This window comes from Arthrobacter sp. P1_D12 (genome assembly GCF_056406175.1).
Map to the genome: position 1 here is coordinate 54,293 of NZ_JBFUAR010000015.1, position 14,675 is coordinate 68,967.

General features: G+C 68.0%; 9 protein-coding genes and 1 tRNA gene. All 10 read right to left on the reverse strand.

Annotated elements, in window-relative coordinates; translation table 11 throughout:
* Positions 1 to 252 precede the first annotated feature (252 nt).
* The 10 genes from AC1DZV_RS12785 to rsmA all read right to left on the reverse strand — a co-directional run bounded on the left by AC1DZV_RS12785 (position 253) and on the right by rsmA (position 14,669).
* On the reverse strand, positions 253 to 3,021 hold the full coding sequence (locus AC1DZV_RS12785; RefSeq protein ID WP_476953848.1) for a LuxR C-terminal-related transcriptional regulator: 2,769 nt from the start codon (positions 3,019 to 3,021) through the stop codon (positions 253 to 255).
* A complete protein-coding gene (locus tag AC1DZV_RS12790) occupies positions 2,999 to 5,743 on the reverse strand; it encodes a helix-turn-helix transcriptional regulator (RefSeq protein WP_476950432.1) in 2,745 nt (914 codons plus the stop codon). The genes AC1DZV_RS12785 and AC1DZV_RS12790 overlap by 23 nt, the downstream gene beginning before the upstream one ends.
* A 238-nt stretch (positions 5,744 to 5,981) precedes the next feature.
* The gene (pth, locus tag AC1DZV_RS12795; protein ID WP_028276488.1) at positions 5,982 to 6,569 is read right to left on the reverse strand and encodes an aminoacyl-tRNA hydrolase; all 588 of its coding nucleotides are present in this window, start codon (positions 6,567 to 6,569) and stop codon (positions 5,982 to 5,984) included.
* A gap of 156 nt (positions 6,570 to 6,725) precedes the next feature.
* A complete protein-coding gene (locus AC1DZV_RS12800) occupies positions 6,726 to 7,325 on the reverse strand; it encodes a 50S ribosomal protein L25/general stress protein Ctc (RefSeq protein ID WP_476950431.1) in 600 nt (199 codons plus the stop codon).
* 264 nt (positions 7,326 to 7,589) lie between these two features.
* Complete coding sequence (locus AC1DZV_RS12805; protein ID WP_018774662.1) at positions 7,590 to 8,570, reverse strand: ribose-phosphate diphosphokinase; 981 nt, start codon at positions 8,568 to 8,570, stop codon at positions 7,590 to 7,592.
* 5 nt (positions 8,571 to 8,575) lie between these two features.
* Positions 8,576 to 10,102 (reverse strand): bifunctional UDP-N-acetylglucosamine diphosphorylase/glucosamine-1-phosphate N-acetyltransferase GlmU, encoded by a 1,527-nt coding sequence (gene glmU, locus AC1DZV_RS12810; RefSeq protein ID WP_476953849.1) that lies wholly within the window; start codon positions 10,100 to 10,102, stop codon positions 8,576 to 8,578.
* 43 nt (positions 10,103 to 10,145) lie between these two features.
* Positions 10,146 to 10,217: transfer RNA gene (locus tag AC1DZV_RS12815), tRNA-Gln, on the reverse strand.
* Between the two features lie 666 nt (positions 10,218 to 10,883).
* A complete protein-coding gene (locus AC1DZV_RS12820) occupies positions 10,884 to 12,713 on the reverse strand; it encodes an ABC-F family ATP-binding cassette domain-containing protein (protein ID WP_476950429.1) in 1,830 nt (609 codons plus the stop codon).
* Positions 12,714 to 12,785: 72 nt separating this feature from the next.
* Positions 12,786 to 13,748 (reverse strand): 4-(cytidine 5'-diphospho)-2-C-methyl-D-erythritol kinase, encoded by a 963-nt coding sequence (locus AC1DZV_RS12825; protein WP_028276492.1) that lies wholly within the window; start codon positions 13,746 to 13,748, stop codon positions 12,786 to 12,788.
* Between the two features lie 81 nt (positions 13,749 to 13,829).
* Positions 13,830 to 14,669 (reverse strand): 16S rRNA (adenine(1518)-N(6)/adenine(1519)-N(6))-dimethyltransferase RsmA, encoded by an 840-nt coding sequence (gene rsmA / locus AC1DZV_RS12830; RefSeq protein WP_476950480.1) that lies wholly within the window; start codon positions 14,667 to 14,669, stop codon positions 13,830 to 13,832.
* Positions 14,670 to 14,675: the final 6 nt, after the last annotated feature.

Here is a 14,675-nt window from a genome sequence, read left to right on the forward strand (position 1 = left end):
ACTACGCGTATTTTCGGGATGCGTAAGTAGTACTCGATTACCTAGCGAGTATTCCGCCGGCTCTACGTAGCTGTACTCAGTTGGGCCGGCGCTGCCGCAAGGCCCAGACCAAGTAGTTGCAATCCCGCTGCACGTGTCTGGCGCCGGTAGCGGCCCGGACACCGGGGAAGCTAGCGGCCCGGACACCGGGGAAGCGGCCCGCCACGGCCGGCCGGCGGACACGGCCCCACGCGGCCTCTCCCTTGCTTGCCGCTAGTGCCCGCCGATACCGGGAAGCTGCTCACGGCCCTTGACGTTGAGTTTCGCGTAGCTGCGGTAGAGATGGCCTTCAACCGTGCGCACGGACACCTGGAGCTCTGCGGCAATCTGCCGGTCAGTGAGGCCGCGTACCGCCAGCGCCACAATGTCGCGCTCGCGGCGGGTCAGTATGCCGAGCGAGTCATCGTTCTTGGCCGCTTCGTCACCGGGAAGGTCATCGGCCCGGTCCAGGCACCGCTTCCGCTGGGAATTGGCCATGCGCTCCCTGAGGGTGTCGCCCGCGGCCCGGTAGGCGTGCGCCGCGGCGTCGTAGGCGAGGGCGGCAAAGGCCCACAGTTCCGCCTCCTCACAGGTTTTCGCGGCCTCAAGGAGGTCTGCGGCGTTGTCCGTGCTGATGGCTGCGGCGTAGGCGCAGATCGCGGCGGGCCTTGGGCCCTCGAGCCCGGCCCGGAGTTCGAGCAGCCTCGGCGCAGAGTCCGTGTCCCCCAGGGCCAGGCAGAAGGCCAGCGCGTCGAGTTCGAGCCCGGCGGTGTCCACGTCCGGGTACGGGCGGCCGAGCCGCTTCAGTTCCGCGATAGCACCCGGGTAGTTCCCGAGCCGGGCCTTTCCATAGACCACGGCCATCGCGGCCAGCGAGCGCATAAACCGCGGCAAGGCCGCGGGTGCTGCCTCGAAGTCGGCGAGGAGTAGCTCCGCCTTCGTCTGGGCACCAACTTCGGCGGCTGCCGCGAAGGCCATGGCCGCCGTGAGCGCGAACAGCTGCTGGGGGTCGGTCAACCGCAGCGCTTCGAGCGCGGCACCTAGCGTGTTCAGGGCCTGGGCGGCCTTGCCCTGGTAGAGCAGGATGATGCCGTGCGCCGCGTGCACTCCCCCGCCGAAGGAAATCAGGTTGGGCCCGGATCCGGCGACGAAGCCGGTCAGGAGGCTTTCCGCCCCCTGCCAGTCGCCGGAGTGGAGTGCGGCGGCCGCGGATCGGACCACGAGGAAGTCGGTGAGGAAGTAGAGCTCATCGTGATCGGCCCCGGCGGCCTCGATGGCCCGGGTCATCGCGGCGAGGGCGCTCAGTCCCTTGCCGCCGGCCAAGAGCCGCTCCGCGTCGAGGCAGAGCCGGAACGCCTGTACGAGGGTGTTCGACGGCGGGGCATTCGACGGCGGGGCGTTCGACGGCGGGGTGTTCGACGGCAGCGTGCCGGCAGCCGCGTCCTCGGCGGACGCCGCCGCGACCGGGGCTGCGGCGTACTCGCCCGCCAGCGCCAGGACCATGGCTTCCAGGATCTCCAGCCGCTCTTCCGTGGCACGGTGAATGGCTTCGGCGTCGTCCGGCCGGGCCGCGGCGAGGCGTTCGGCGGCGCGTCGAAGCACCTGTGCCCGCTTGATGATCTCTGCCGGCGTGTGCCCCAGCGCAGACATCGTTGCGGCCCACAGGAGGGATCCGGCCAGGAGCCCGGGGATGCTGTTTCCCTGCCCGAAATCGGCGTCGAGGATGTCCCGGGCCGCCACGTAGTCGGAGGCGTTGTAGCGGGTCCGTGCTATCACGGCGCGGGCCGCCATCTGCAGTTCCGGATCCTTGACGAGGACGGCAGCCTTGCGGGCGAGCTCGTCCTCGTAAAGCCGGCTCGCCAACACGGCCGCCCTCAGGAGCTGACGGTCCTCGACCTCCGCGCCGCATTCGATCGACCAGCTCACTTGCCGCAGCAGTCCCTCGGCAGACGTCGGCTCGCTGTCCATCTTGCGCAGCAGGCTCTGCCGAAGCTGCAGGCTCCTGGCCGGCGAAATCAGGTTCCGCAGGGTGTCGCCGTACACGGTATGCCACAGCCGCAGCTCACCCGTCCCGTCGTCCGTGACCCGGATCAGTTCGCTGTCGATCAGTGATCCCACGGCCTCTTCGCCGGCCACCGACTCGATCAGTTCCCGGGACACCGGTTCGGCCAGCGCCACGAGGTTCAGGGCCTGGCGTTCTTCCGGCGAGCGCAGCAGCAGCTGGCGGCGCACGACGTCGGTCAGCCGGTCACCGTGGCTGTTCAGGTGCCGGGTGAACAACCAGACACCGTTGCGCCGCAGCAGCGTCCCGTCGTTCCTGGCGTCGTCCAGGAGCCCGTTGAGGAGCATCGGGTTGCCGCCGGAGGCCTCCCAGAGGATCTCGGCGACGTTTGGCAGCACTTGCGAGCCGAGCTCGCCCTCCAGCATCTCTGTGGTCTGCGCGAGGGTGAGCGGGCGAAGGTCGTGCCGTTCGGCGATGCCTTCAAACCAAAGCTGCAGGAGCGGTTCCGGCAGTCCGGGCCGGGCCGCCGCGCCCACGAGCAGTTTCGCCCAGCCGGCCGCCGCCAGCTCCGCGAGGATTCCGGCCGTCGCCTCGTCGAGATCGTGTGCGTCGTCAACGACCAGCAGAAGGGGCTTCTGGGTGGCCCGCTTCTGCTCTTCCAGATGCGCCCACAGGGTCCTCAGCACGGCCAGCTGCGATGTTGCTTCCTGGACCGGCAGTCCGACGATGAAGGGGCCAAGGACACCGTAGGGCACCTTGGTCAACGAGGCGCTGCCGTGGATCGGCACCGGCGTCACCTCCGGGCCCAGCTCCCCGACGACGGCGTCGATGAGCCTTGATTTGCCCATCCCGCTGTCGCCGAGGACGAACACGGCCACATGGCTGCCGCCCTGGAGGGCTTCCACTGCCGACATCAAATCTTCCGACCTCCCGGTCAAGGCGCGGGCCGACGCCGTGCCGGGGTTCCCCGCCGGCCCCCTAGATGAGTCCAAGCAGATCACTTCGCGAAGAAACGCCGAGCTTCGTGAACACCTGGTACAAGTGGCCCTCCACGGTCCTGACGGAAATGCCCACTTCCAGGGCGATGTCCTTGTTGGAGACCCCGTTCCCGGCCAGGGTGGCGATTTGCCGCTCCCGGTCTGTCAGCAGCGGACCCTTGTTGCGCGGCATGACAGGCAGCGCCGGCACGGACTCCGAGAGGCTCTCCAGCATGCTGTAGGCGGCGTTGGCGCTGGCGGTCAGCCCGGCGCCCTTCGCGAAGTCGAATGCCAGCGCGGCGCACCGGGCCTGGACGGCGTCCAGTTCGAGCCCCGCGGCCTGCCCGGCGGCTTCGAGCATGATCGCGGCGTCCTTCTTCCGGCTGCCGAAGGCGACCGTCCGGGACAGCTCGGCCAGCGGCCCCTGCCGCAGCCCGGCGATTTCCTCCATGAAAAGAAAATCCTTGACGGTGCCGTTGACGGTGGCCCCGAGCATGCAGATGCCGGCCAGAGTGTAGCGGCCCTTCCGGAAATGCTCCTCCGCGGACCGTATCAGCCGATCCTTGGCCTCGGGGTCACCGAGCCACCGCGACGCCATATCCATGCAGAACTCGGTGGAACTGCCGACCGTGAAGCGGGCCGGGCCGTCAGCCGAGCGGGCCCGGTCCAGGTAGATCGTGGCCTGAACCGAGTTGCCGGTCTGGGCGTAGGCAAAAGCAGTGGCGGCGTATGCCTGGCGCAGGGACTGCAGGCTCGCCCGGACCTCCAGCTGGGCGATCGCGGCCAGCAACGGATCCAGAGCCATGTACCCGCGGCCGGCATAGACATAGGCGAGTCCGACGGCGAGGTCCGTAGCGGCGCTGCCGGAATGCAGCCCGTGCCCGGCCCGGCCGCTCGCGTCCTTAAGCATGTCGATGGCCTGGCGCCACAGGCCCGAGAGGAGCAGCACGTTGAAAGAGCGCCAAGCGAAGTTTTCCCGGATGCGCGGCACGTTGGACCACTCGCCCAGCTGTCCGCCGATTTCCCGCATGAGTTTGCGGGCGTCGAGTTCGTGACCGGTCATGGACCAGGCCTCCATCAGGATGATGGCCGACCTGAGCCGGTGCACGGGATCGGCGCCGGGCACGTCCGTGGTGGCAGCGGTGGTAAGCCGCTCCATCATGGGCTCGAAATCCCCGATGAAAGAGAAATAGTTGAACTCGCACAGGTCCAGGCAGAGCCCCGCCCGGGCAAGCGCCGCAAGAGCGGGGGACGGCTCGTCCAGACTCAGGTCCTGGAGCCGGACCCTGGCCTGCCCGAGCAGTTCGGGGACCTGGCCGGAGCGGTCATCCAGCCACGCCATGCAGTCAGCCTTCGCCGCGATGAATTCGGCGAAGTTCTCGGCCGCAAGGCCGTGGACCTGCCGTTCGGAGACGTCGTCCAGCGCGGACATGGCCTGCAGGGGCAGGCCGAGCTGGAGGTAGGCGGCCGATTTCTGGAGCTGCCCTTCGGCCCATTCAGGATCAGAGGGAGAAAGACTGCCGGCGCATTTGAGTGCAAATTTCGGGTCGAAGAGCTTGACGGCGGCACTGGCAGCCGCCACGGCGTGCGCGGGGGCCAGCTGGGCGTGGCAGTCGTGGGTCCACGCCGCGTAGGCCAGCAGGTCTTCGACTGTCAGCTCGTCCAGTTCATGTTCCTGGTGCCCGGGGACCTTGTCCCGGAGCTCCAGCCGGCGCTCCACGCTGAGCCAGTTGCGGACAATGTCGCCGAGGTAGCGGTCGCCCAGCGTGACGAGGTGCCGGTCCGCGCGGTCGACCACGATCTGGCCGGCCTCTTCCATGTCGGCGATGACACCGGGGCTGTACATCCTGGCGAGCCGGGACAGGGGCAAGGTCCGGGCGCAGGAGAGGACGTCGATGACCTCCCGGGCCTCGGGTGTTTCCCTGGCATACCTGGCCCGGACAATATCCTCCAGCGCCGTGCGGCCATCGAGCACGACCTCATCGAGCAGTGTCCACACGGATCCGGACAGGACAAGGTTTCCGCGTTCGATTTGTTCGGAGACGACGGCCTGCAGGAGCGTGGGGCTGCCGCCGACCAGCTGGTGCAGCTGGCTTGCGAGGGCGGTCGAGACCCGATGGCCCAAAGCTGACTGCAGGACCTCCAGCGTCTCGAGCTCGGTCAGGTTGGCGAGCCGGACCTCGGCGAGCTGGCCGGAAGTGATGAGCCAGTAGAAATCGGGCGGAAGGTCAGTGGTGCGCTGGGCCGTTGCGATCAACCGGGCGGTCCGGGTCTGCAGCAGGTTGAGCAGGACCCCGGTGCTGAGTTCATCGAGGGCACCGGCGTTGTCGAGCAGGATCACGCACTGGCGGCCGGCGGCGTCGTCGCGGATCAGCGAGGTAATGCCGTGCAGGATGGCGGTCGGCGAGCCCAGGGAACTCTGCGGGAGCCGCGCAAGGGTGAAGGCGAGGCAGCCGTACGGCGTTGCCGACCCCGGCCCTGAACTGCGGAGCTGGATGGTGTACACCTCGGGGCCGAAGCCCGCGAGGGCGGTCCGGCCGACAAGCGTTTTGCCCACGCCGCGGTCGCCCGTGATGACGACGCCCATCCGGTCCTGGGCAAGCAGTTCCTGGCGGACGCGCTCGGCATCAGCGTTCCGCGCCAAACCGGACCAGCCGTGTCTCGCGACCTGACCGGCAGCATGTTCTTCTTCGGCGGGTGCCAATGTAGTGGAAACATTCCCCCAGCCCAGCGAATCCCTCGACATGTAGTTTCCTTCGTACCGCTTTGCAGACAGCAACCCCGGACTGCCCACTTAGAAGTAGCGTATCCCTATCCCCCGACATGAGAGTAGACAGATCATAGCTGGAATGCGGAAAGCTTGGAAAGGAAACACGTAATCCGCATGCAACTTAGTCGCCGGCCGCCTGCCGCGGGCCCGGGCCGGCCCGCGGTCGTGGCATTTTGGCTCCGTGCTGTTTTGCCTGCGTATACGTCCGGGAGGGCTACGTCGCCTTGGCGGGGTGGAACTTTTGTTGGGCGGCGGTGAGGCCGTCCCGGACCAGGACTTCGACGGCGTCGGCAGCTGAGTCGATGAGGAAGGGCAGTTCCTTTTTCTCCGGCGCGGAAAAGTCACGCAGGACAAAGTCCGCGGTCTCCATCCGTCCGGGCGGACGCCCGACGCCCACCCGCACGCGCAGGTAGTCCTTGGTGGCCAGGGCCTTGGAGATGTCGCGCAGTCCGTTGTGGCCGCCTTCGCCGCCGCCGATCTTGAGCCGCACGGTGTCGAAGGGGATGTCGATCTCGTCATGGACGGCAATGACATGGGCCGGATCGATGCCGAAGAACTGGGCCAGGGCAGACACCGGGCCGCCGGAGACGTTCATGTATGACAGCGGCTTGGCCAGCACGATCCGGGGTCCGCCGATGCCCAGGCGCCCTTCGAGGACCTGGGCACGCGATTTGTGCGATTTGAAGCCACCACCGACGCGCGAGGCGAGTTCGTCCAGGACCATCTGCCCGACGTTGTGCCGGTTGTGGCTGTACTCGGATCCGGGGTTGCCAAGGCCTACGATCAGCCAGGTGTCGGTCATGGGTCAGTCCTTCGGTGGGACGCGGCCGGTAGGACACGGCCAGTGGGGCGGGTCAGGTGGGCCGGGTCAAGTGGGCGCGTACGGCGCGGGCTACGGCACCGGAGACGAAGGCGGCCGGGCCCCTGAGGGACCCGGCCGCCGTCTAATTCGCCGGAATTACTCGGCTGCTGCTTCGGCTGACGGTGTGGCTGCTTCGCCCTCTTCGCCCTCTTCGACGTTTTCGGTGGCCTCGGAGATGTTGACGACGAGTGCTTCGGGGTCGGCCAGCAGGGTGGAACCCTTCGGCAGGACGAGGTCGGAAGCGTGGATGTGCTCGCCGGCGCTACGGCCTTCGATGCTGACCTCGATGGCGGTCGGCAGGTGGGTTGCCTCGGCTTCGACGGAAACGACCGTCATTTCCAGGTTGTGGACGTTGCCCGGAGCCAGCTCGCCGCTGAGGTGAACGGGCACGTCAACGGTGACCTTCTCGCCGGTGCGGACGGTCAGCAGGTCGAGGTGCTCGATGATCTGCTTGATCGGGTTGCGCTGGATGTCCTTGACGAGGGCCAGGTGCTGCTCGCCGTCGATGTCCAGGGTCAGCAGGGCGTTGGCGGTGCGGACGGCCAGGGTGGTGGCCTTCGCCGGCAGGGTGATGTGGATCGGCTCGGCGCCGTGGCCGTAGATGACGGCCGGGATCAGGTTGGCCATGCGGGCGCGGCGGGCGAAGCCCTTGCCGAATTCGGTGCGGACTTCTGCTGCGAGCTTCTGCTCAGACATGGATATCTCCTCGTGGGATTTCAAGCTGTGGGACTAAACGGTGTTCAGCAAGGGCGGAGGTCTGTTTACGACCTTCAACGCCGGGCTGCCGTGCGGCGGCCCTTCAGAAGGAGATTCAGACCCAGTCGATTACGGAGACCAGCAGTCCGGGTTCCGAATAATTCACATCAATACGGAATGCCGGCGCTCTCCCTCGCCAAGGTTTCGGTACAAGGCTACCAGCGGAGGGACCGGTTCCTGAAACCGGGCCCTCCGCCGGCCGGCTTAGGCCTGGCCGTCGAACAGGCTGGTGACGGAGCCGTCGTCGAACACTTCACGGATGGCGCGGGCGATCAGCGGCGCGATGGAGAGCACGGTCAGCTGCGGGAAGCGCTTGTCCGCGGTGATCGGCAGCGTGTTGGTGACCACGACTTCGCGGGCGCCGGACTCGGAGAGCCGGCGGGCCGCCGGATCGGAGAACACGGCGTGGGTCGCGGCGATGATGACATCCTTGGCGCCGGCGTTCTTGAGCACCTGGACGGCGCCGGAGATGGTTCCGCCGGTATCGATCATGTCGTCGATCAGGACGCAGGTGCGGCCTTCAATCTGGCCCACGACCGTCTTGGAGACGGCCTGGTTGGGCACGGTGAGGTCCCGGCTCTTGTGCACGAACGCCAGCGGCGCGCCGCCGAGGCGCTCGGCCCACTGCTCGGCCACGCGGACGCGGCCGGTGTCCGGCGAGACGACAGTGACCTTGTCCGAGCCGACCCGGGTGCGGATGTAGTCGGCCAGGAGCGGAATGGCCATCAGGTGGTCCACGGGGCCGTCGAAGAAGCCCTGGATCTGGGAAGTGTGCAGGTCCACACTCATGATGCGGTCGGCGCCGGCGGTCTTGTACAGATCGGCGACGAGGCGTGCCGAGATCGGCTCGCGGCCACGGCCCTTCTTGTCCTGCCGGGCGTAGGGGTAGAACGGGGACACCACAGTGATGCGCTTGGCGGAGGCCCGCTTGAGCGAATCGATCATGATCAGCTGTTCCATGAGCCAGTTGTTCAACGGTGCCGGGTGGGCCTGGATCACGAAGGCGTCGGTGCCTCGGACGCTCTCGCCGGCCCGCACGTAGATCTCGCCGTTGGCGAAGTCGTAGGCATCCAGGGGCAGCAGCTCGGTGCCGAGCTCCTTCGCGATCTCCTTCGCCAGCTCAGGGTGCGCGCGCCCCGCGGCCAGCACCAGCTTCTTCTCGCCGTGTGCCGTAATTTCGCTCATGATTGCTAGCCCTCTTCTGTCGGTGCCGGAGTAGTGGAGGATGTTGGGGCGGCGCCCGCGGCGGAATCCACCGAGGCAGCGGCTTCGGCCAGGGCGGACTCGGCCAGGCCGGCGGAAACGGAACCGGGGCGGTTGGCCACCACCCAGCCGTCCGAGTTCCGCTGCTGGGCCAGGGTGACGGCGAGGGCGCCGGCCGGGACGTCCTTGCGGATGATCGCACCGGCGCCGCTGTAGGCGCCGTCACCCACGCGCACGGGGGCCACGAACACGGTGTTCGAACCGGTGCGCACCCCCGAACCGATCACCGTACGGTGCTTCTTCTCGCCGTCGTAGTTGGCCGTGATGTTGCCGCAGCCGATGTTGGTGTCTTCGCCGATCTCCGCGTCCCCGGCGTAGCCGAGGTGGGACAGCTTCGAACCGCGGCCGATCGTGACGTTCTTGGTTTCGTAGAACGCGCCGATCTTGCCGGTCTCGCCCAGGACGGTGCCCGGGCGCAGGTAGGTGAAGGGGCCCACGCTGGCGCGCGCCCCGATCGTGGAGCCGGAGCCATGGGTGCGGATCACCGTGGCGCCCTCCCCCACCGTGACGTCGGTCAACGTGGTGTCCGGGCCGACGACGGCGTCGCGCGCCACCATGGTGCTGCCATGCAGCTGGGTGTTGGGCAGGAGCCGGACGTCCTCGTCGAGCGTCACCGTGGCGTCGATCCACGTCGTGGCGGGATCCACGACGGTCACGCCGGCGCGCATCCAGGCTTCGAGGGTGCGGCGGTTGAGTTCAGCGCCGAGCGCCGAGAGCTGGACGCGGTCGTTGGCGCCCTCCACCTGCCAGCGGTCTTCGGTGACGACGGCGGCGACGCGGCCGCCCGCGGCGCGGGCCAGGGCCAGGACATCGGTGAGGTACTTTTCGCCCTGGGCGTTGTCCGTGGTGACGTGGACCAGCGCGTCGCGCAGGACGGCGGCGTCGAAGGCGTAAATGCCGGAGTTGACCTCAAGGATTTCGCGTTCGGCGCCGGTGGCGTCCTTGTGTTCGCGGATTCCCGTGACGGTTCCGTCTTCTGCGCGGAGGATGCGACCGTAGCCAGTGGCGTCCTCGAGCACGGCGGTGAGGACGGTGACGGCGTTGCCCTCGGCCTCGTGGGCGACGACGAGCTCGCTGAGCAGGCCACCGGTGAGCAGCGGGACGTCGCCGTACGTGACCACGACCGTTCCGCCCAGCCGTCCTTGGGGGTCGAGCGTGTCGAGCGCTTCCAGTGCCGCCTCGACCGCGCGGCCGGTGCCGGGCACATCGTCCTGGTCCACAATCAGGGCTTTCGGATCGAGGGCGGAGACGTGTGCGGCCACGAGGTCGCGTTCATGCCGGACCACCAGGGCCAGCTCGCGGGGGCTGATACTGCGGGCCGCCTGGAGCGCGTGGCCGACCAGCGAGCGGCCGCCGATCTCATGGAGAATCTTGGGGGTACGGGATTTCATCCGGGTACCGGCCCCTGCAGCTAGTACGATCACGGCGGCTGGGCCAGTATTCTCGGGGCTCACGTATTGGCTCTCCTTGCTTGGTTGCGCAGTGTGTCTCGCCAAGTTCCGCCCATAGGACTCGAACCTATACTCCACGGCTCCAAAGGCCGGGGTGCTGCCATTACACCAGAGCGGACCGTGCCCAGGCTTGACCTGTGGCACGAGAATCAATTCTGCCACGAAGGTTGATGCTCGTGCGACTCAGCGCCGTGGAAGGGGGCGGGCAGGCGCGGGTGGGCGGTGGTGGGCGCGGGTGGGCGGCGCCACGGGACATGCCCATTCTTGGTCTGCGCGGCSGGACATGTGCCGCGGGATTCACGAGCTCCGCGGAACGTGCCTTCCCGGGGCACGCGCCGAGACCCCGTCCCCTAWGCGGGACATGCCCAGCGTTGGTTCCGAGCGATGGACATAATGCCAATATGCCCATCCCTGGCCCGCGCCGAGGAACATGCCCAGCGGGAATTCAGCCCTCCAAGGGACATGTCCAGTGTTGGTCTGCGCGGCCGGACATGTGCCGCGGGATTCACGMRCTCCGCGGAACGTGCCTTCCCGGGCGTGCGCAGAGACCCTGGTTCCAATGCGGAACATGCCCAGTGTTAGTCCCGAGCAATGGACATAATGCCAATATGCCCATCCCTGGCCCGCGGCGAGGGACATGCCTAGCGGAAATTGAGCCCTGCGAGGGACATGCCCAGCGGAAATTCAGCCCTGCAAGGGACATGTCCCGTGGGTTTTGAGGGCTGCGAGGGACATGTCCAGCGGCGGGTGCTCACGCTGGACATGTCCCGGGATGGGCAGGAGGCTACTCCCCCAGCACTTCCAGGGCCTCGAGCCATTCGAGTTCAAGGGCTTCGCGTTCGCCGGCCAGTTCCTGGAGTTTCGCGTTGAGCCCGGCGAGCTGGTCGAACTTGCTGGCGTCCCCGGCCCCGGCGGTCATCTGGGCGTGGATCTTGTCTTCCTGCTGCTTGAGTTTGCCCAGCTGGCGGTCGATCCGGTTCTTGGCCTTGCGGGCGTCGCGCTTTTCGGCCTCAGAAGGGCCGCTGGCGGCGGGCGCGGATCCCCCGCCCGCGGAGGTGACGGGGTTGCCGCCGCCGGTGATCGTGGAGCCGGCCAGAGCCCCTTCCCGCAGTTCGAGGTACTGGTCCACGCCGCGCGGCAGGGCGCGGATCTTGCCGTCACCAAGGAGCGCCATCTGGTGGTCCGTGACGCGCTCAAGTAGGTAGCGGTCGTGGCTGACGACGACGAGCGTGCCGGGCCAGCCGTCGAGCACATCTTCGACGGCGGCGAGCGTGTCGGTGTCGAGGTCGTTGGTCGGCTCGTCAAGCATCAGCACGTTCGGCTCCCCCACGAGCAGGCGCAGGAGCTGCAACCGCCGGCGTTCGCCACCGGAGAGGTCCTTGACCGGGGTCCACTGCTTCTCGTTGGTGAAGCCCAGCTGCTCCACGAGCTGGCCGGCGGTGAATTCCTTGCCGCCGACGTTGAAGGAGCGCTTTTCCCGCTCGATCACTTCGATCACGCGCAGATCCGAGACGTCGTCGAGTTCCTTGACCTCCTGGGTCAGGACCGCGGTGACCACCGTCTTGCCGCGCTTGACCTTCCCGGAGGTGGGCTGGATCTCGCCGTTGAGGAGTTTGAGCAGGGTGGTCTTGCCGGCGCCGTTGACGCCCACGAGGCCCAGCCGCTCCCCGGGGGCGAGGCGCAGCGTGATGTTGTCGAAGAGCTTCTGCCCGGGCTCGCCGCCGAGGAAGTCCAGCGAGACGTGCTCGAGGTCCAGGACATCCTTGCCCAGCCGGGCGGTGGCCATCTTGCTCAGCGCCGTCGAGTCGCGCGGCTCGGGGACGTCCGCGATCAGGGCGTTGGCTGCCTCGATCCGGAACTTGGGCTTGGCGGTGCGGGCCGGGGCACCGCGCCGGAGCCAGGCGAGTTCCTTCTTCACGAGCTGCTGGCGCTTGCTTTCCATCACGGACGCGGACCGGTCCCGCTCGGCGCGGGCCAGGACGTAGGCGGCATAGCCGCCGTCGAACGGGTCCATGATGCCGTCGTGGATTTCCCAGGTCTTGGTGCAGACTTCGTCGAGGAACCACCGGTCGTGGGTGACCACGAGGAAGGCGCCCTGGTTGGCCCGCCAGCGGGTCTTCAGGTGCCGGGACAGCCACGCGACGCCTTCGACGTCGAGGTGGTTAGTGGGCTCGTCGAGCATGATGACGTCGTGGTCCTCGATCAGCAGCTTGGCCAGCGCCACACGCCGCTTCTGCCCGCCGGAGAGCGCGTGGACGTTGGCGTGCCAGTCGACGTCGGACACCAGCCCGCCCATGACTTCGCGGATCTGGGGATTGCGGGCCCACTCGTAGTCGGCCTGGTCCCCCACGATCGCGGCGCCGACGGTAAGGTCGCCGTCGAGCACGTCGCTCTGGTCCAGGTAGCCGATGTTGACCTCGCTGCGCTTGGTCACCCGGCCGGAGTCCGGGGTGGAGCGCATGGCCAGCAACCGCATCAGGGTTGACTTGCCGTCACCGTTGCGGCCCACCATCCCGATCCGGTCGCCCTCTTCAAGGCCGAGGGTAATGCCATCGAGGACGGTACGGGTTGCATACGAGACCGTGAGGTTCTCGCCGCCGAGCAGGTGTGCCACTGGGAACTGCTTTCTTAGGTGTATCGGTGAAGTGAAGCTGTGAAGTCATTGGATGCGGTGCGTCAAAAGCTCCTAAAGGAGCGTATCGGAGATGATGCGGGCCCCGTGCACCGGCCCGTGCACCGCCATGGCGTCGAGGCTGTGGTGCCGCAGCTCTTCGGCGAGTCCGGCGGCCGCGGCGGGGCTATGCGCGAGGAACGCGACGGTGGGTCCGGAGCCGGAGACGATGCCTGCGATCGCGCCGCAGGCCTCGCCGCGGCCCAGGGTCTCGCGCAGGCCCGGGGCCAGTTCGATCGAGGCGCGCTGGAGGTCGTTGACCAGGACGCGGCTCAGGGCGTCGGCATCGCCGCTGCGCAGAGCCGTGAGCACGCCGGGATCCACGGCGTCGGGTTCGTCCACCGCCAGGCCCTCGGCCGCGCGCAGGCGGTCCAGGGTGCGGTAGACCTCAGGGGTGGGCAGGCCGAAGTCCGCGCTGACCAGGACCCAGTCCGTCTGGGCCTTGACCAGGGCCGGCGAGAGGTCATCACCCAGGCCCAGTCCGACGGCGGTGCCGCCCAGCAGCGCGAAGGGAACATCGGCGCCGAGCTCGGCGGCCAGGTGGGCCAGCTCATCGCGGGACAGTCCGCTGTTCCATAACGCGTCGCAGGCCAGCAGGGTGGCGGCGGCGTCGGCCGATCCGCCGCCCATGCCGCCAGCCACGGGCACACGTTTGGTGATCTCCAGGTGGACACCCGTGGAGTGTTCCGAGACGTCGGCCATGATGGCGGCGGCTTTGTAGGCCAGGTTGCGGTGATCGAGCGGAATGTCCACCCCGTCGAGGTCCACGGTGCTCGCGTCACTGATGCTGACGGTGATCTCGCCGGTATCGGTGCTGGTGGCGGCAATTTCTTCGTAGAGCGAGACAGCCAGATAGACGCTCGCCACGGAGTGGTAGCCGTCAGGCCGCAGCGGTCCGACATCCAGTGAGACGTTAACCTTGCCTGGAGCTTTCACCCGGACGGTCCTCGCGGCAAAGCGCCCTCTCACTGCGTTCATGGCTCCACGCTATGGCATCGCGGCCCGGGCTCCAAGCACGCAACAGCCCCCGGCGGCGCCCATGCAGAGCTCACAAGGAGCTCAGGAGTCCGGTTGTCCGTGGGCTTCGGCGATTCTGGCGAACGCCGCGATGTCGATCACTTCGCCGCGTGCGGTGGGGTCGACGCCGGCGGCCCGCAGGCAGCGTTCGGCCTCCGCGGCGCTGCCGGCCCAGCCGGCCAGCGCGGCCCGGAGCGTCTTGCGGCGCTGCGCGAAGGCGGCGTCGATCACAGCGAAGACCTGCTCCCTGGTGGCGGTCGTGACGGGGGGCTCCCGGCGCGTGAAGGCGACGAGTCCGGAATGGATCTTGGGCGCTGGCCAGAAGACGTTCATGCCGATCACGCCGGCCTTGCGCATGCTGCTGTACCAGGCGGCTTTGACGGATGGAACGCCGTAGGTCTTGGAACCGGGCCCGGCCGCGAGCCGGTCGGCGACTTCATCCTGGACCATGACCAGGCCGTGCTGCAGGCTCGGGAAGTGCTGCAGCAGGTGCAGCACCACGGGAACGGCCACGTTGTAGGGAAGATTCGCCACGAGCGCGGTCGGCTCGACGGGAAGTTCGGTGACCCGCATGGCGTCGGCCAGGACGAGGTGGAAGTTCCCGACGGCGTGCGGACGCCACTCGGCCACAGTGGCAGGCAGGCGCCCGGCAAGGACCGGATCGATCTCGACGGCGACCACGCTGCGGGCGGCGTCCAGCAGGCCAAGGGTCAGCGACCCGAGTCCGGGCCCGACTTCCAGGACGGTCTCATCGGCCCGGATGTCGGCCGCGTTCACGATCCGCCGGATGGTGTTGCCGTCGATCACGAAGTTCTGCCCGAGGGTCTTCGTGGGCCGCACGCCGATTTCCTCTGCCAGCCGGCGGATATCGGAGGCACCCATCAGCGG

Coding starts and splice junctions, on each gene's coding strand:
- AC1DZV_RS12790 (WP_476950432.1), bottom strand. CDS start 5,743: ATGTCGAGGGATTCGCTGGGCTGGGGGAATGTTTCCACTACATTGGCA.
- pth (WP_028276488.1), bottom strand. CDS start 6,569: ATGACCGACACCTGGCTGATCGTAGGCCTTGGCAACCCCGGATCCGAG.
- AC1DZV_RS12800 (WP_476950431.1), bottom strand. CDS start 7,325: ATGTCTGAGCAGAAGCTCGCAGCAGAAGTCCGCACCGAATTCGGCAAG.
- AC1DZV_RS12805 (WP_018774662.1), bottom strand. CDS start 8,570: ATGAGCGAAATTACGGCACACGGCGAGAAGAAGCTGGTGCTGGCCGCG.
- AC1DZV_RS12825 (WP_028276492.1), bottom strand. CDS start 13,748: ATGAACGCAGTGAGAGGGCGCTTTGCCGCGAGGACCGTCCGGGTGAAA.
- rsmA (WP_476950480.1), bottom strand. CDS start 14,669: ATGGGTGCCTCCGATATCCGCCGGCTGGCAGAGGAAATCGGCGTGCGG.